The following is a 17,522-nucleotide window of genomic DNA, read 5'->3' as shown; positions in this document are numbered from 1 at the left end:
CTTTAGGTGCCTTTTTTATAAGGGATATATGTGAAAAAACTTGTCGGTGTTAAATCGGTGCTGGTTATTTGTATGGGGAATATTTGTCGTTCAACCACTGCAGAAGCCGTACTGCGAGCTAAATTTAAACAACACAAACTGAAAATCAAAGTTGATTCAGCAGGCACAACGGATTATCACAAAGGTGATAAACCTGACCCTCGTGCAGTAAGAATTGCTGAAGAAAAGGGCTACAGTTTTAAAGGTATTCGCTCACGCAAAGTATTAGATAAAGACTTTGCTAAGTTTGATTTGATTTTGGCATCCGATAAGAAAAACCTAAGCTATTTACATAAGCATTGTCCTGAGCAATATGCGCATAAATTGGCCTTGATTTTACCTTTTGGCGGGGTAGAGCTGGAAGAAGTGCCCGATCCCTATTACGGCAGTGTGCAGGGCTTTAAGCAGGTATTAGCAATGATAGAGCAAGCAAGTGATGGCATTGTGGAAAGGGTGAGAGCTTAGGTTTGTTTAGTTATTCCTAGGTAAATAAAAAGGCCAGCAATTTGCTGGCCTTTTTTGTACAACTTATTTGCTGCTTACAATTCTGGCTTGCTCATAGGGCTCTGCGCAGATGTACTAGAACTAGTAGATTGAACACGACGCGACCCAACTGTTACGGGCTTACGTACGTAAGGTTTTTTAACTACTTCTTCTGGCTGGCTAGGCGTTGTAGCAACAGGTGCTGGTTTTGCCATAGCAGCTGAAGCATTACCTTTACCTTCTACTTTGCTAGGTTTTAGCTTACCGCGATTACTGCGTTTAGGTTTAACTTCGGCTTTAACCGCATCAAGCTTAATGTCTTCCGCTTTTGCTTCAACTACCGGTGCTTCAGCTTTAGTTTCAACTGCTGGTGCTTCTGATTTAGTTTCAACTACAGGAGCTTCAGCTTTAGTTTCAACTACAGGAGCTTCTGCTTTAGTTTCAACTACAGGAGCTTCAGCTTTAGTTTCAACTGCTGGTGTTTCTGATTTAGTTTCAACTACAGGAGATTCAGCTTTAGTTTCAACTACAGGAGCTTCAGCTTTAGTTTCAACTACAGGAGCTTCAGCTTTAGTTTCAACCACAGGTGCTTCTGCTTTTGTTTCAACTGTAGGTGCTTCAGCTTTAGTTTCAACTGCAGGCACTTCAGCTTTAGTTTCAGCAACAGGAGTTTCAGCTTTAGTTTCAACTACAGGAGATTCAGCTTTCACTTCTGCTTCTGGATAGCGAGAATCGATAGCTGCTTCTTGAGCGTTAGTCTCTGCTTTTGGCAAGTCATTAAAGCGTTTACGACCTGCGCTGCTCGATGAGCGACGACGACGTTTAGGCTTTGGTGCTTCCGAGTTATCGCTCGTTTTAGCCACTGGAGCTTCAGTTTTTGGAGAAGCTACTTCTGCTTTTTTAGATACTGGTTTTTCAGCAACTGGCTGTTCAGCAGTTTGCTCTGCAACTGCTTCGTTGGTTTTCTCAGCTTTTACTCTTACTTTTTTACGCAAGTTACGACGTTCTCTACGCTCTTTAACTTGCTGTTCTTTTGGAGCATGTTGCTTGGTTTGAGACTTAGTTTCTTGAGTAGTCTCATTTTCAACTTTATCTCTAGCAGGTTTGTTACGCTGATCCTTGCGGCGGCGGTTGCTGTTAGAACCTTCGTTGCGATCGCTGCGTTCTTTTCGCTCTGGGCGTTCTTGGCGCTTGTCGTTGCGTTTGTCATTACGTTGATTATTGCGACGATTATTACGCTTATCACGCTGATTGTTCTTGCTGCGTGTTTGTTTCTTTGGCGCTGGCTTTTCTTCGCTAGCAAACATGGCACTGAAGAATGCAACAATACGTGCGATTAAAGAAGGCTCTGCAGCACTCTTAACAGGCTTGGCTGCTTTGGCTGGGGCGCTAGGCGCAGCAGGAGCACTAAAGCCCTGCAAAACTGGCTGCTCAGCTTCAATTTTTTCTTTAGCCACTTGGTTAGGTTGATAAACCGGAGATGGGTTTTCGGCAGTAAGCTGATAGCTAGTCTCTTGAGTCTCTTCACCATTTCGAATACGAGTAACGTCGTAGTGAGGTGTTTCCATATGTTGGTTAGGAATGATCACTAATCGAACGTTATGGCGCTTTTCAAGCTTGTTGATTGCTACACGCTTTTCGTTAAGCAAGTAAGCTGCTACTGGCACAGGAACTTGAGCATGAACTTCAGAGGTATTTTCTTTTAGCGCTTCTTCTTCGAATAAACGAAGGATAGACAATGCTAGAGACTCGTTATCACGAATAGTACCTTGTCCATTACAACGTGGACAAATATGAGTGCTCGACTCACCTAATGACGGACGTAAACGTTGACGAGACATTTCTAGTAGGCCGAAGCGAGAAATGCGACCAACTTGAACGCGAGCACGATCTTGACGAACTGCTTCACGGAAGCGGTTTTCTACTTCGCGCTGGTTTTTAACCGGGGTCATATCGATGAAGTCGATAACTACTAGACCACCTAAGTCACGCAAGCGAAGTTGACGAGCAATCTCGTCTGATGCTTCTAGGTTGGTTTGAAGCGCTGTTTCTTCTATGTCTCCACCCTTAGTTGCGCGAGCAGAGTTAATATCAATTGAAGTTAAGGCTTCGGTTGGATCGATAACAATTGAACCACCCGATGGAAGACGAACTTCGCGTTGGAAAGCAGATTCAATTTGCGATTCAATTTGGTAGTGGTTGAACATCGGCACTTCGCCTTCGTAACGTTTTACGCGGTTTACGAAGTCAGGACGAACCAGCTCAATGTGCTTTTTAGCTTGCTCATAGATAGTTTTATTATCGATGAGGATCTCGCCAACATCGCGACGTAAATAATCACGAATTGCACGAACAATTACGTTGCTTTCTTGGTGGATAAGGAATGGTGCTGGCTTAGACTCTGCGGCATCGGTAATTGCACCCCAGTGATTAAGTAGTACTTTTAAATCCCACTGAAGCTCTTCAGCCGATTTACCCACGCCAGCTGTACGAACGATTAGCCCCATGCCGTTAGGCAATTCGAGACCATTCATCGCTTCTTTAAGCTGAGTGCGTTCATCGCCTTCGATACGACGAGAAATACCGCCTGCACGAGGGTTGTTTGGCATTAATACTAAATAACTACCGGCTAAGCTGATGAAAGTCGTTAGTGCAGCGCCTTTGTTGCCACGCTCTTCCTTATCGATCTGAACAATGACTTCTTGGCCTTCTTTAACGACTTCTTTGATGCTTGGACGCCCTTGATAGACGTAGCCTTCTGGGAAGTATTCGCGAGCGATTTCCTTCATTGGAAGGAAGCCATGACGCTCTGCGCCGTAGTCAACAAATGCAGCTTCTAAACTAGGCTCTACGCGAGTAATTTTGCCTTTGTATATATTTGCTTTTTTCTGTTCGTGACCAGGACTTTCTATGTCTAGATCGTATAGCCTTTGGCCATCGACCAATGCAACGCGCATTTCTTCTAGCTGCATTGCATTAATTAACATTCTTTTCATTTATGTTGCCTTGGGGTTTGTTTGATTTAAACAACCTCATGGGCAGCAATTAACCTGCCTTAAATGGCCAGACCCTGTGTTTATTGTCAGAGCGTCTAGGTAACCTCGCGGTTAGCTTCTCTAGTCCTTAGGGCGCATTTTGGCGCTTGTATAAATATGAGTCCCGCAAACTGTGCTTGCCGAACTTTACAATCTATTCTATATAGCTTTGATTTAAGGCAAATAATTGTGATTGCCTATCAGGTTGCTATGAAAATTCTTAGTTTCGATAGCGCCAAAATTTACAAATTAATGGGCTTCGAATACGGTGCCAAATAAGGAAAACCTTTAAAAACGGGCACTTTAAGCCTTACAAATATAGCAAAGCTATATTTTTCCATCAAATTATTTATGAGCATGTTACAATTTTTGCTATGAATACCGAAAATAAAGCAGTTCAGATGGTCACGGTTAGTGACGACGAGGCTGGACAAAGAATAGATAACTTCCTACTAAAACGGCTAAAAGGGGTACCTAAAAGTCGTATTTATCGCATTTTGCGCAAAGGGGAGGTTAGGGTTAACAAAAAGCGAGTTAAACCAGAATACAAAGTTCAGGCTGATGATGTAGTAAGAATTCCGCCAATTAGAGTTTCGGAAGAAACCGGTTTGCCGTCTAACAAGCTCAATCAGGTTGTTCAACTGGAACAGCAAATAGTTTATGAAGACGACTGCTTGTTAGTTCTGAATAAACCTTCTGGTATGGCTGTGCATGGTGGCAGTGGTTTAAGTTTTGGAGTGATTGAAGCGCTGCGCTCGCTACGTCAAGATTGTCGTTATCTAGAGTTGGTTCACCGAATAGACCGAGATACCTCCGGATTATTGGTTGTTGCTAAAAAGCGCAGTGCATTGCGTGACATGCATCGGCAGCTGAGAGAAAAGGTTGTTCAAAAAGACTATCTAACTTTAGTGCATGGCCAATGGCCAAAATCCGTTAGGTCGGTTGACGCGCCATTACGTAAAAATGCTGTGTCGTCAGGTGAAAGAATGGTGATTGTTGATCAAGCAGAAGGTAAACCTTCGCTTACTCGTTATCGAATAGAGCGAAGATACGCTGACATGACTCTGATGAAAGCCAGCCCGGTGACTGGCAGAACTCATCAGATTCGTGTGCACAGTCTTTACGAAGGTCATAGCATTGCTGGTGACGACAAATACACAGATAAAGAACTATTGGCCGCTACCGAAGCGAAAGGTTTGAATCGTTTGTTTTTACACGCATGGCAAATTCGCTTCGAGCACCCGGCTACACAAAAAGAGATGCATTTAACCGCGCCGTTAGAAGAAAGTCTTCAACGCTTTTGTGATCAGCTTGATCCTCTGTAGTAGAGTTTGAGATAAAAGGAGCTTAGCTCCTTTTATGTTTGCTAACTTAATAACTCAAAATCTTGGCTTTCTAATAAGCCGCAGAGTTTTATTAATGGAAGGCCAATCAAACTGTTCGGGTCGTCACCTTTTAAGTGCTTGAATAACACAATGCCAGAACCTTCACTTTTAAAGCTTCCAGCACAGTTGTAGGGTTGTTCGATTTGCAGGTAACGCTCAATGAGGCTGTCGGAGAGCTCTCTAAAGCCAACTTCGAAGCTGTCTATTAAACTCTGCATCTGTTGCGTTTCACTATTATATAGCGCGAGACCTGTATAAAAGGTAATGGCTTGTCCGCTTGCTGCTTTAAGTTGCTTAACAGCATTTTGATGGTTGCCGGGTTTTCCAACTATTTCTCCGTTTATGCAGCAAACTTGATCAGAACCTATAATCAGATTTTTAGGAAACTGAGTTTTTCCTGCAAGTGCTTTTTGCTCGGCTAAACGTAATACCAACAACTCTGGCGTTTCTTTAGGTTTTGGTGATTCATCGATATCTGGATTGAAGCAATCAAATGTTGGGCAAACTTTTTCTAATAGTTGTTTTCTGTAGACAGAGCTAGAGGCAAGAATTAGTCGATTTTTCATCGTTTTTTAACCAAAATTAACAGTCTGCTGATTTTAAACGCAATCTTTAGCGATAGCGATGCTTTAAAGGCAGGAAAAAAGCACAAATTGTTTTGACTATCACTGAGTGTAACTATATTATGCGCGCCTTATGCAAAAAGTGAAATTACCAGTAGAGATTGACCCGTTTAAGACGGCTAAGCGAAAGTTAGATTATGAGGGCTTCCTCGAGATCAAACGATTGCCTCGTTTTAGCGATGCAACCTTGAAAGTGAATAGTGATGTAGACGTCTGGTTGCGCTTTGGAACTGATCCGCAAGGTTTAGTTGTCGTTCAAGGCAAAGCGTTAACTGAGGTGGAGTTAGAGTGCCAACGTTGTAGTGAAACTTTTAGTTATACTATTAATGTTGAGTTTACTTACTCGCCAGTCTGCGATGAATCGCAAGTGGAAGAGTTACCAGAAGATTACGAACCACTGCAACTAAATGAAGACAACTACTTTTTAGTAGCTGAATTGATTGAAGACGAATTGTTATTAGCGTTGCCAATCATACCTAAACATTCTTTAGAGGATTGTAAGGTTCAGCAAAACGAACAAGTATTTGGTGAAATCGACGTTGTAGAGGAAGAATCTAAACCAAATCCGTTTGCAGTGTTACAAAGTTTAAAAAAGAAAGACTAGGAGACTGGGTCAATGGCTGTTCAGAAAAGTAAAGTTACACGTTCAAGACGTGGCATGCGTCGTTCACACGATGCTATCGAAAACAATGTTGCATTAACAACTGACGCTACTTCAGGTGAGCTTCACCGTCGTCACCATGTTACTGCTGACGGTTACTACCGCGGTAACAAGGTAATCAACAAGTAAATTTTTGCATTTTGCAAAAACTTACTATTGCAGTTGATGCAATGGGGGGCGATGTTGGCCCCCATGTTACAGTGCCTGCCGTTGCGCAGGCACTTAACTATTACCCTCATTTGCATGTTACCTTAATTGGCGACAAGCACTTTATTAACTCCCTGTTAATAGAGCATCAAATTTCTCAGCATCCGCGCTTAGAGTTTGTTCATTCCAGCCAAGTTGTCTCTGCCAACGACAAACCGATTACCGCTTTACGTTCTCGTAAACAATCATCAATGCGTTTAGCCCTAGATCTTGTTCACCAACAGCAAGCTGATGCCTGTGTTAGTGCAGGAAATACCGGTGCCTTAATGGCTATGGCCAAAGTTGTACTAAAACTTTTGCCTGGTATAGAACGACCAGCGTTAGTGACTCATTTACCTGAAGAAAACGGCCAGGGTAGTTTGCTGCTAGATTTGGGCGCTAACTCTAGTTGTGATTCAGAGGTATTAATGCAGTTTGCGGTAATGGGAGCGTCTTTAGCCGAAAGCGTGTGGGGCTTAACTAAACCACGTGTTGCATTGTTGAATATTGGTGAAGAACAAATAAAGGGCAATGACGTTGTAAAACAAACTGCGCAACTTCTTGAAAACTCAAGCGCGATTAATTACATTGGCTTTGTTGAGGGGAATCAGATATTTAGTGGTAAAGCTGACGTAATAGTATGTGATGGTTTTGTAGGCAATATTGCACTCAAAACTGCTGAAGGGGTTTCCCAGCTTATACTCGCAAAACTAAAGAAACAGTTTGATGTAAACTGGTTTGCTAGATTTATTCTCAAACTGTTTTTGCCGAGTCTTAAATCTCAACTAAAACAACTGAACCCCGACCAGTATAATGGTGCGAGTCTGTTAGGATTGCGCGGCATTGTAATTAAGAGTCATGGACATGCCGATGAAAAGGCATTTTTGCAAGCTATTCACCAAGCCGTCGCAGAGATACAACAGCAAGTGCCAGGTCGTATTACCGACAAACTTGAATCTTTATTAATTGATAAGCATTAAGTCTTTTATGTACTCAAAAATATTATCTACAGGTAGTTATCTGCCAACTAATGTAAGAACTAACTCAGATCTTGAGCAAATGGTAGAAACCAGTGACCAATGGATTACTGATCGTACCGGTATTAAAGAACGCCGTATTGCAGGTAATAACGAGTCTGTTGCTGATATGGGCGCATTTGCGGCTGAGTTAGCGATTAAAAGAGCAGATATCGACAAAAACGATATTGGCCTAATTATTCTAGCAACCACCTCAAGCGAGAATGCATTTCCTGCCGCTGCGTGTGAGGTTCAAGCAAAGTTAGAGCTCCCTGGTGTGCCCGCTTTTGATATTGCGGCGGCCTGCGCTGGCTTTACCTATGCTTTAAGTGTTGCCGACCAATACATAAAGAGTGGCTTGGTTAAAAAAGCACTAGTCATTGGCGCTGATAAGCTTTCACATATGTGCGATCCAGACGACCGCTCTACCATTATTTTGTTTGGTGATGGTGCCGGAGCCGTTCTATTAGGCGCAAGCGAAGAAGCAGGAATTTTGTCTACCCATATTCATGCAGATGGCCGTTATGGCGATTTGCTAAAACTACCTCATCCACAACGTGGAATGTCGGGCACCGAAATGGAGTCTTATATGACGATGAGTGGAAATGAGGTATTTAAAGTAGCGGTAACCCGTTTAAGTGAAATTGTCACAGAAACCTTAGCCGCAAACGGTATTGAAAAAACAGAATTAGATTGGTTAGTGCCACACCAAGCTAATTTCAGAATTATTAAAGCTACAGCCAAAAAACTCGCTATGCCACTTGATAAAGTAGTGCTTACTTTAGATAGGCATGGCAATACTTCGGCTGCCTCCGTACCCATTGCTTTAGACGAAGCAGTAACAGATGGGCGTATTCAACGAGGCCAGCTAGTATTACTAGAAGCATTTGGTGGTGGTTTTGCGTGGGGCAGTGCCCTAGTTAGATTTTAATTATTAGGATAGATGATGAGTAAATTAGCATTTGTTTTTCCAGGACAAGGCTCACAAAGCGTTGGCATGTTAGCCGAGCTTATTAGTGAGTATCCGGTAGTTGCTGATACCTTTAAACAAGCCTCTGAGGTGCTAGGTTATGATTTGGCAGGTTTAGTTGCCAACGGCCCAGCTGAAGAGTTAAACGAAACCAGCCGTACTCAACCAGCATTATTAACCGCCTCTGTGGCTTTATGGCGTTTATGGAACGAGCTAGGGGGCAGCGCGCCCGCAGTATTAGCGGGACACAGTTTAGGCGAGTACTCAGCGTTAACTTGTGCTGGAGTGTTAGAGTTTGCCGATGCTCTTAAGTTAGTAGAATATCGCGGCCAGTTAATGCAAAAAGCGGTACCGGCCGGAGTGGGTGCAATGTCTGCAATCATCGGCTTAGGCAATCAAGAAATTATTGACGCTTGTGAGAAAGCCGCCCAAGACCAAGTAGTAACAGCGGTTAACTTTAACTCACCTGGCCAAGTGGTTATCGCGGGCCATAAAGAAGCCGTAGACCGAGCTAACGTATTGTGTAAAGAAGCAGGTGCTAAGCGAGCCTTGCCATTGCCGGTAAGTGTGCCTTCTCACTGTGCTTTGATGCAGCCTGCGGCTGATGAATTGGCGGGTTACATTGAGGGTATCTCTTTTTCTGAGCCAAAATTCGATGTTATTAATAACGTAGATGTAGCAATAGAACGAGATGCTAAAGCAATTAAGCTTGCACTAATTAAGCAGCTATATAGCCCAGTACGTTGGACTGAAACCGTTGAAGCAATGGCCACTCGCGGTATCGAAACTGTTTATGAGTGCGGCCCGGGTAAAGTACTTAGTGGCTTAGTTAAGCGGATCCATAAGCCATTAGTTGCAGCAGCAATTAATGATACAACTTCTATAAAAACTGCTTTAGATAATAAGTAACGAGGAATTTTCAATGTCTCTACAAGGTAAGGTTGCCTTAGTCACTGGCGCAAGTCGTGGTATTGGTCGTGCAACGGCTGAAACTTTAGTTGCTCGCGGCGCCACCGTTATTGGAACTGCTACTTCAGAGAAGGGCGCCCAAGCCATTGCTGCTTATTTAGGCGAAAATGGTACTGGTTTAGCCTTAGACGTAACGTCTAGCGATTCTATTGCTCAGTTGTTTGCTGATATCAAAGCTAAATATGGTGATATCGATATTCTTGTGAACAATGCCGGTATTACCCGTGACAACTTATTAATGCGTATGAAAGACGACGAGTGGGAAGATATTATCAATACCAACCTAACGTCTATTTTCCGTCTAAGCAAAGCGGTATTGCGTGCAATGATGAAAAAACGCAATGGTCGTATTATTAGTATTGGTTCGGTTGTTGGCACCATGGGCAACGCAGGCCAAGCTAACTATTCTGCTGCCAAAGCAGGCGTATTAGGTTTTACTCGTTCATTGGCGCGCGAAGTGGCTTCTCGTGGGATCACAGTTAATGCGATTGCTCCTGGTTTTATTGAAACAGATATGACGCGAGCACTTGACGATAATCAGCGTGGTGCTATCTTGTCGCAGGTGCCTATGGCGCGTTTAGGCGATGCTGAAGAAATCGCCAAAACGGTTGCTTTTTTAGCAAGCGACGATGCTGCCTATATTACTGGTGAAACTATTCACGTTAATGGCGGGATGTACATGGTTTAAGCAGCGGCTTAAAAAATGTGCAAAAAATTGATAGATCGCAAGTTTTTTATAAAAATAACTACGAAAAACGTGGTTAGACCACTACGGTTAGACTTGCAAAGTAATTCGGTTTGAATACACTATCGCAACAACGCAGAAGCGTATTTACTAAGGAAAAATATTGTCATGAGTGCAATTGAAGAACGTGTTAAAAAAATCATCATCGAGCAACTAGGTGTAAGCGAAGACGAAGTTAAAAACGAAGCTTCATTCGTTGACGATTTAGGTGCTGACTCTTTGGATACAGTTGAATTGGTTATGGCTTTAGAAGAAGAATTCGATACTGAAATCCCTGATGAAGAAGCTGAGAAAATCACTACTGTTCAAGCTGCAATTGATTACGTTCTAAATAATCAAGATTAATAAAAAAGTGGGCGGCATCAGTCGCCCATTTTGCATCCCCCTAAGATAAGTAAATCCCCCCTTGGAGGCATTTCAGTGACTAAGCGTAGAGTCGTTGTTACTGGTATTGGTGCACTATCACCAGTAGGTAATACCGCTGAATTAACTTGGCAAGCCCTTAAAGCTGGTCAAAGTGGCATTGGCCCTATCGAACACTTTGATACCGAAGCTTTCCCAACCCGTTTTGCCGGCTTGGTTAAAGACTTCAATGTAGAAGAGTTCATGAGTAAAAAAGACGCGCGCAAAATGGATGCGTTTATTCAATACGGAATTGCAGCTGGCCTAATGGCTTTTGATGATGCTGGTATTGAAGTTACCGAGGAAAATGCTGATAGCATTGGGGTGTCAATTGGCTCAGGCATTGGTGGTCTTGGCTTAATTGAACAGAATCACGAAAATTACTTAAAGAATGGACCACGTAAAATCAGTCCGTTTTTTGTGCCATCAACCATTATCAACATGGTCGCTGGCCACCTTTCAATAATGAAAGGTCTAAAAGGCCCTAACATCGCTGTTACTACAGCCTGTACTACTGGTGCTCATGCTATTGGCCTTGCAGCGCGTATGATTGCCTATGGTGACGCTAATGTAATGTTAGCTGGCGGTGCTGAAAAAGCCTCTACGCACTTAGGTATGGGCGGTTTTGGCGCAGCAAAAGCACTATCAACTCGTAACGATGACCCAACAAAAGCTAGCCGACCTTGGGATCAAGACCGTGATGGTTTTGTATTAGGTGATGGTGCAGGTGTTGTTGTACTAGAAGAGTACGAAGCCGCTAAGGCGCGTGGTGCTAAAATTTACGCCGAGCTGGTTGGATTTGGTATGAGTGGTGATGCTTACCACATGACGTCGCCTCCAGCAGATGGTGATGGTGCTGCTCGTTCTATGGCAGCTGCTATTAAAGATGCAGGTATCGATGCCTCAGAAATTGACTACATTAATGCTCACGGCACTTCAACACCAGCAGGTGACGTAGCCGAGACGCAAGCGGTTAAGTCTGTATTTGGCGAACATGCTAAAGAAGTATTGGTTAGTTCAACAAAATCTATGACTGGTCACCTTTTAGGTGCAGCTGGCGCTGTTGAAGCGATTGTGTCTATTTTGGCTATTCGCGATCAAATTGCCCCTCCAACCATTAACTTGGAAAACCCAAGTGAAGGTTGTGATTTAGATTATGTAGTTGGCAAAGCGCGTGAAACTAAAATTGATTACGCATTGTCGAATTCATTTGGTTTTGGTGGTACTAACGGATCTCTGGTATTCAAGAAAATTGATGCCTAATCTGCGTATTGCGCTATAGCTAATTGAAGCCTGATGTTATCATCAGGCTTTTTTATATCTAGGATTGTTGAGTTTGCTAGACGCTAATTTATCAACGCTTGATCGAGGCTTAAACTACGGCGATGGTTTTTTCACAACCATGCTGGTTCAGTCTGGAGAGTTGACGCTTTGGGATTACCACCTAAAACGTTTACAACGCGCTCAACAACAGCTTGGCTTTCCTTCTCTTGATTTCGTTACTATCAAAAGAGATGCCGATAAGCACGCTTCTAAAGCAAACAATGCCGTACTAAAAGTCACTATTACTCGCGGAGAAGGTGGCCGAGGTTACGGCTTGCCAGAATGTGTTAAACCAAGTGTATTTATGTCTATTTCTGAGTTTCCGCAAAGCTACGTAAACTTTAGAAATAGTGGAATATCACTTGGAATTGCCAAGCAACGTTTGGCAAGTGGTAGTGCATTTTCATCAATTAAAACCTTAAATCGCTTAGAGCAAGTGCTACTAAAAAGAGAAGCAGACTCAACTGGGGTTGCTGACTTGGTTTGTTGTGATATTTTTGATCAGGTTGTTGAAGGGGTTGCGTCTAACTTGTTCTGGGTTAAGGGTAAAGTGATTTATACAAGTGATCTGGATGGTGCAGGGGTTGCCGGTGTGCAACGCCAGTTTTTGATAGACAACGTGAAGCATTCTCCTTATCAGATCCAATTAGGTAAGTTTAAAATTGAAGATGTAGTCGCTGCTGATGAAATATTTGTCAGTAACTCGGTATTGCAGTTTGCCCCAGTTAATACTTTTAATGAGCGCAATTACGAGCGCTTTCCTGTTTGTCGTTGGTTCCAAAATTTGGTGAAAAATGCTTCGTAAAGTAATACTCGGTTTTATTGGTTTTTGTTTAATTGCTGGTTTCCTCTCATATAAGTGGTTTGATAATTACTTAGTTGAACAATGGCAACTGCCGCGTGCAACCGAAGTTCAACAAGTGTCGGTAGGCTCGGGAACTAACATTTATCGTGTTGCCAACCAGGTATTTGCTAACGCAGACCAAGATGCATGGTGGTTGCGGGTTTGGTTCAAACTTCATCCTCACCACAGTCAAATTAAAAAGGGCTTATATCACTTAGATGAGCAGCTTAGTTATGCCCAGCTAAGCCAAATATTGGCTAGCGGAAAAGTCGTTCAGTTTAAAGTTAGCCTAATTGAAGGAGAGACCTTTGCCCAGTTTTGGCAAAAGCTTAACCAAACTGAAGGGATTAAGCCGAGCAGTAAGAATGAACAAGAGTTAATTAAGTGGCTTGAAATTGAGCAAAGTAAGCTAGAAGGGCTGTTGTTACCCGAAACTTACTTTTTTGTTCACGATACGCCTGCAGAAAGCATCATCAAGCGCGCCAAGCTTGCATTAGATAAAGTAGTTGCCGAGCAATGGGATAAACGTAATCAAGCTGTTCCACTCAAAACACCTTATGAAGCGCTAATTCTCGCATCAATTATCGAAAAAGAAACCGGTGCTAAGTTTGAACGGCCTCGGATCGCTTCGGTATTTGTTAATCGCCTTAATAAGGGGATGCGCCTGCAAACTGACCCTACTGTAATTTACGGTATGGGAGAGCGGTATGATGGAAATATTCGCCGTAAAGATCTACGCGAAGCTACGCCATACAATACCTATGTTATTCGAGCTCTTCCGCCAACACCCATCGCTATGGCTAGTGAAGATGCCATTATCGCTGCGCTAAACCCCGAGCAATCTAATTATTATTATTTTGTTGCTAAGGGTGGTGGCGAACATTATTTTTCTAAAAACTTAGCTGAGCATAATCGCGCAGTTAGAAAATACATACTTAAGAAATAGTTATTATGACGCGTGGAAAATTTGTAGTTATTGAAGGCTTAGAAGGTGCAGGAAAAAGTACCGCAGTTGCCGCGATCCAAACTTTGTTAGAGCAACAAAGTATAGAGTACATAAATACTCGTGAGCCAGGCGGTACGCCAATTGCCGAGTCTTTACGAACGATAGTAAAACAAGGTGTTGATGGCGAGCAGGTTTGCGATAGCACGGAGTTGTTACTCATGTATGCGGCGCGCGCTCAATTGGTGGAAACACGTATTAAACCCGCTTTAAGTGAAGGTAAATGGGTGGTAGGTGACCGCCACGATTTAAGCTCACAAGCTTATCAAGGTGGTGGCAGAGAGTTAGGCGTAGATAAACTACAAGCGATTAAACAGATTGCTATTGGCAGTTTTGAACCTGATTTAACCTTATACTTGGATATTGAACCTGGATTAGGGCTAAGCCGAGCACGTGATCGCGGCGAGTTAGACAGAATTGAGCAGCAAGCTTTGAGCTTTTTTGAAAGAAGTAGATCGGTTTATCTTGCGCAAGCAGAGGCTAATGAAAATATCGTGAAAATCGATGCAAGCCAAAGCATAGACAAAGTAGCTTGTGATATTCAGGCTGCATTAAATAATTACCTAAATACACTGTAACGGTATTTACTATGAGTTCTCCTTGGTTAAGTAAGGCATGGAAACAATTATCACATCAATTAAGTGAAGATAACTTTCCGCAAAGCCTGCTGCTTCGTGGAGAAAAAGGTTTAGGTAAGCTCCAGCTAGCAAAGTTTGTTGCTAAAACTATTTTATGTAGCGAGCAAAAACATCAAGCCTGTAATCATTGCCATAGTTGTCAGCTAGTAGACTCTGGCGCCCATGGCAGTTTGTTTTTGCTAGAACAAGAAAAGCCTAAAGTAGATGATATTCGTGCTTTAAGTTTGTGGGCAAACCAGACTAGTAGTTTTGGTTCTTCAAAAGTGGCGATTATAAGCGATATCGGCGCGCTAAATACGGCATCAAACAATGCTTTGTTAAAAACCTTAGAAGAACCCGTGGCAGATACACACTTTATCTTGGTTAACCATTTGCCGTTTAAAGCGATGCCAACAATAATGAGTCGATGCCAAGTTTTAAATATCGCCACACCAGAGCAAAGCTGGGTGAAGCAATGGTTAGTAAAACAAAAGCTTAGGGTAGACGAAAACTTTGCACTAATTTATCGTTTCTGTAACGGTTCTCCCTTACAAATCAAAGAATTTTATCGCGAGCAGCAGTTTACTCAGCTAGAACAGTTTATTCATCAATATCAATTAATGGTGCAAGCTAAAACTAATAAACTGGCTGATTTAGTTCACAAGCAGCCATTGTACTTACAATGGCTAGGTCATTGCTTAACCTTATCCTTTAGTTTAGCTAAAGGGCTGGCTAATAGAGATGACTTTCCCCAGTTTGCTGTTGTTAGTACTAAAGACAAAACTATTGAATTGGCCTATCAAGACTGGCTCGATTTGCTCAAACAGATAGAAGAATATCCGGGCCTAAATGTTGGCCAACAGCTTTACCCGCTGTTTACACGATTTAAGGATTAACGCGCGTGTTAGTAGATTCACATTGCCATTTAGACAGACTTGATTATCAAGGTAAGCATGTAAACGTAGCGGATGCTTTAGCTAAAGCCAAAGATGCTGGTGTAGATTATTGCCTTGCTGTGGCTATATCTCCTGAGAAGTTTCCGAGCATGATGGAGAAAGTGCAACACTTTGATCAAGTGTTTGCCTCTTGTGGTATGCATCCACTTTATGTTCAAGACCAAGAGTTTGACCTTGAAAAAATGGAGTCTTATTTGGCTCACCCTAAAGTAGTTGCCGTGGGTGAAACTGGTTTGGATTATTTTTATGCGAAAGAACATAAAGAGCTACAGCAGAGAGTCTTTATTGAGCAGATAAAGTTAGCTGTTAAACATAACAAACCATTGATTATTCATACCCGAGATGCACGAGAAGATACTTTGCGTTTACTGTCGGAGCATAAGGCGGAGCAATGTAAAGGGGTACTTCATTGCTTTACTGAAAGTTTAGAGATGGCAGAGGCAGCCATTGAAATGGGCTTTTATATATCTGCTTCAGGGATCATTAGTTTTAACTCGGCTAAAGAGTTGCAGCAAACCTTCAAACAAATTCCTTTAGATAGGATCTTGGTTGAAACAGATAGCCCATACTTAGCGCCGATCCCGTTTAGGGGAGAAGAAAACCAACCTGCTTATACTCGGCAGGTAGCTGAGTGTTTAGCAAAAATAAAAGGCATTAGTTTAGAGGAAGTTGCAGAACAAACTACCCAGAACTTTTTTGATTTGTTTAGTTTGGCAAAGCCTTGAAAAAAACGGCTCCACTCTAGTCCCTGAGCGGAGCGTAGGGGAATGGCTCTGTGTTAGAGCCTTGCGCTAATAGTCTGTTAAGTGTAGACCGAGTTGCGTGCTTTGCAAGCTTAGCCAAGCCCCTTGTCTTTAACTAACTCTCTAGGGTAGGAGTTCTTAATTTTGTTTCTTACCCATTTGCCTAAACCAATAACATAACCTTGGTAGCTTAGAGCCACTTCGCCTTTGTTGTTATTTGGATAGACAATATCTTTGCCTTGATAAAAGTGATGGGCTTGTTCGGGCTCTAGTTCAATACAGTTTTTTGCAACTAAGTGCCCAAGAGCAGTAATTGCATCGTGGCTTGTTCTAAAGCCATGTTTAAACTCTTCGGCTAACTTGAGGCCAACTCGTTCAAATCGCATTTCATCTTTTACACGCAAAAAGCTGTTTGGAAGTAACCAGTAATCATTAGCTTTGGTAAATATGCTGTAGTCGCTAGGGAGCGTCATTCCAAACTGAGAATTAAAATGCTGTGCAATTGATGCTTGCTGCTTTTTCGTCGCAGCTTGATAAGCAAACGGCTTTATTCGTTTGTTAATTGCAGGCGTTTCGATTGTTGCAGTGTTTTTGCGCAATGCAGCTACGAAGAAACCTTCGCTATCATAGTATTGTGGCCAAACGTGTAAATAGCCTTCCTTAGTTATGGCTTTGTGGCTGTGCTCAAAAAGTTGCTCGAGATTAATGGTAGAAAAGCTATCGGGGTATTTGGTAGCAATACGACTAATCACTTGCTGGTTTTCTTGTTGATTTAAGGTGCACGTTGAGTAAATCAATACTCCATTAGGCTTTAGGGCTTGTAGCGCGCTTTCTAGTAACGTGCTTTGCAGCTGAGAAATTTCGTCGACATGCTGTTCACTCCAATTATCTAGAGCTTGAGGATCTTTGCGTAAGGTACCTTCACCAGAGCAGGGGGCATCTAGCAAAATAGCGTCAAACTGCTCGCTCATCCAAGTACCAAAAATTTCAGCACTGAAGTGTGTTACGGCCGCATTAGTTACACCACAACGTAATAAATTGGCACTAAGCACTTTAACTCGACTAGCAGAGAACTCATTGGCTACGATTGCTCCTTTACCTTGAAGCATGGCTGCCATTTGTGTTGTTTTTGACCCCGGGGCGGAAGCTGCGTCTAGTAACAAACAGTCTTCTTCGGCTTGAAAGCAGTGAAATAGGGCGCTTACCGGCAGCATAGAACTTGCTTCTTGAATGTAGAACAAACCAGCTTGGTGTTCTGCGGTATTACCAAGCGATAAGCTCTCATCTTCGCGGGTAATCCAAAAGCCAGTCTCGCACCAAGGTATGGGCTCAAGTTGCCATTGATTGGTTTTGGCTAAGCTTAAAAATGCCTCTAGGCTTATTTTGAGCGTATTTACTCTGATGCTTCTGCGCATCGGCTGCTGACAAATAGCTTTGAACCCAGCTAAACTCAAGTCGCTTGGAAGATCTTTCTCAATGCGCTCTATGAATTTAGCTGGAAAATTTATTGGTTTGGTCAAAA

General features: G+C 42.6%; 18 protein-coding genes. 15 read left to right on the top strand and 3 right to left on the bottom strand.

Features of this window, described 5'->3' with window-relative positions; genetic code table 11:
• Positions 1-30 precede the first annotated feature (30 nt).
• Positions 31-504 (top strand): low molecular weight protein-tyrosine-phosphatase, encoded by a 474-nt coding sequence (locus ACYFDN_RS00370; RefSeq protein WP_483509616.1) that lies wholly within the window; start codon positions 31-33, stop codon positions 502-504.
• Between the two features lie 74 nt (positions 505-578).
• On the opposite strand, the gene rne is transcribed toward ACYFDN_RS00370, so the two are convergent.
• Positions 579-3,518: a ribonuclease E gene (gene rne / locus ACYFDN_RS00365; RefSeq protein WP_483509614.1), complete on the bottom strand. Its 2,940-nt coding sequence runs from the start codon at positions 3,516-3,518 to the stop codon at positions 579-581.
• 413 nt (positions 3,519-3,931) lie between these two features.
• On the opposite strand from rne, the gene rluC reads away from it, so the two are divergent.
• The gene (rluC, locus tag ACYFDN_RS00360) at positions 3,932-4,882 is read left to right on the top strand and encodes a 23S rRNA pseudouridine(955/2504/2580) synthase RluC (protein ID WP_152784702.1); all 951 of its coding nucleotides are present in this window, start codon (positions 3,932-3,934) and stop codon (positions 4,880-4,882) included.
• A gap of 41 nt (positions 4,883-4,923) precedes the next feature.
• Here rluC and ACYFDN_RS00355 read toward each other — a convergent pair whose 3' ends face one another.
• Positions 4,924-5,508, bottom strand: coding sequence for a Maf family protein (locus ACYFDN_RS00355; protein WP_483509612.1), 585 nt, complete (start codon positions 5,506-5,508; stop codon positions 4,924-4,926).
• 130 nt (positions 5,509-5,638) lie between these two features.
• On the opposite strand from ACYFDN_RS00355, the gene yceD reads away from it, so the two are divergent.
• From yceD to ACYFDN_RS00290, 13 genes are all read left to right on the top strand, one after another.
• Positions 5,639-6,169: a 23S rRNA accumulation protein YceD gene (gene yceD, locus ACYFDN_RS00350; protein WP_483509610.1), complete on the top strand. Its 531-nt coding sequence runs from the start codon at positions 5,639-5,641 to the stop codon at positions 6,167-6,169.
• Positions 6,170-6,181: 12 nt separating this feature from the next.
• On the top strand, positions 6,182-6,355 hold the full coding sequence (gene rpmF, locus ACYFDN_RS00345; RefSeq protein WP_016403344.1) for a 50S ribosomal protein L32: 174 nt from the start codon (positions 6,182-6,184) through the stop codon (positions 6,353-6,355).
• Positions 6,356-6,366: 11 nt separating this feature from the next.
• Positions 6,367-7,392 carry a phosphate acyltransferase PlsX gene (plsX, locus tag ACYFDN_RS00340; protein WP_016403343.1) on the top strand — a complete coding sequence of 342 codons (1,026 nt, stop codon included), beginning with the start codon at positions 6,367-6,369 and terminating at the stop codon, positions 7,390-7,392.
• A gap of 7 nt (positions 7,393-7,399) precedes the next feature.
• Positions 7,400-8,359, top strand: coding sequence for a beta-ketoacyl-ACP synthase III (locus ACYFDN_RS00335; protein ID WP_483509608.1), 960 nt, complete (start codon positions 7,400-7,402; stop codon positions 8,357-8,359).
• A 15-nt stretch (positions 8,360-8,374) separates the two neighbouring features.
• Positions 8,375-9,307: an ACP S-malonyltransferase gene (gene fabD / locus ACYFDN_RS00330; protein WP_016403341.1), complete on the top strand. Its 933-nt coding sequence runs from the start codon at positions 8,375-8,377 to the stop codon at positions 9,305-9,307.
• A gap of 13 nt (positions 9,308-9,320) precedes the next feature.
• Positions 9,321-10,055, top strand: coding sequence for a 3-oxoacyl-ACP reductase FabG (fabG, locus tag ACYFDN_RS00325; RefSeq protein WP_483509606.1), 735 nt, complete (start codon positions 9,321-9,323; stop codon positions 10,053-10,055).
• A gap of 165 nt (positions 10,056-10,220) precedes the next feature.
• On the top strand, positions 10,221-10,457 hold the full coding sequence (gene acpP / locus ACYFDN_RS00320; protein ID WP_016403339.1) for an acyl carrier protein: 237 nt from the start codon (positions 10,221-10,223) through the stop codon (positions 10,455-10,457).
• A gap of 75 nt (positions 10,458-10,532) precedes the next feature.
• Positions 10,533-11,777, top strand: coding sequence for a beta-ketoacyl-ACP synthase II (gene fabF / locus ACYFDN_RS00315; protein ID WP_483509604.1), 1,245 nt, complete (start codon positions 10,533-10,535; stop codon positions 11,775-11,777).
• A gap of 73 nt (positions 11,778-11,850) precedes the next feature.
• Positions 11,851-12,642, top strand: coding sequence for an aminodeoxychorismate lyase (pabC, locus tag ACYFDN_RS00310; RefSeq protein WP_483509603.1), 792 nt, complete (start codon positions 11,851-11,853; stop codon positions 12,640-12,642).
• Entirely contained in the window at positions 12,632-13,627 is a 996-nt protein-coding gene (gene mltG / locus ACYFDN_RS00305) for an endolytic transglycosylase MltG (RefSeq protein ID WP_483509601.1), read from the top strand. Before pabC ends, mltG begins: the two co-directional genes overlap by 11 nt.
• A gap of 5 nt (positions 13,628-13,632) precedes the next feature.
• Positions 13,633-14,262, top strand: coding sequence for a dTMP kinase (tmk, locus tag ACYFDN_RS00300; RefSeq protein WP_483509600.1), 630 nt, complete (start codon positions 13,633-13,635; stop codon positions 14,260-14,262).
• An 11-nt stretch (positions 14,263-14,273) separates the two neighbouring features.
• Positions 14,274-15,197 carry a hypothetical protein gene (locus ACYFDN_RS00295; RefSeq protein ID WP_483509598.1) on the top strand — a complete coding sequence of 308 codons (924 nt, stop codon included), beginning with the start codon at positions 14,274-14,276 and terminating at the stop codon, positions 15,195-15,197.
• Between the two features lie 5 nt (positions 15,198-15,202).
• On the top strand, positions 15,203-15,982 hold the full coding sequence (locus tag ACYFDN_RS00290; RefSeq protein ID WP_338626279.1) for a TatD family hydrolase: 780 nt from the start codon (positions 15,203-15,205) through the stop codon (positions 15,980-15,982).
• 110 nt (positions 15,983-16,092) lie between these two features.
• On the opposite strand, the gene rsmF is transcribed toward ACYFDN_RS00290, so the two are convergent.
• The gene (gene rsmF / locus ACYFDN_RS00285; protein WP_483509596.1) at positions 16,093-17,520 is read right to left on the bottom strand and encodes a 16S rRNA (cytosine(1407)-C(5))-methyltransferase RsmF; all 1,428 of its coding nucleotides are present in this window, start codon (positions 17,518-17,520) and stop codon (positions 16,093-16,095) included.
• Positions 17,521-17,522: the final 2 nt, after the last annotated feature.

The sequence above is a fragment of the Agarivorans sp. D1326 genome, assembly GCF_056958115.1.
Note: the sequence above shows the minus strand (reverse complement) of the source record. Positions and strands in the feature narration are given on the sequence as shown.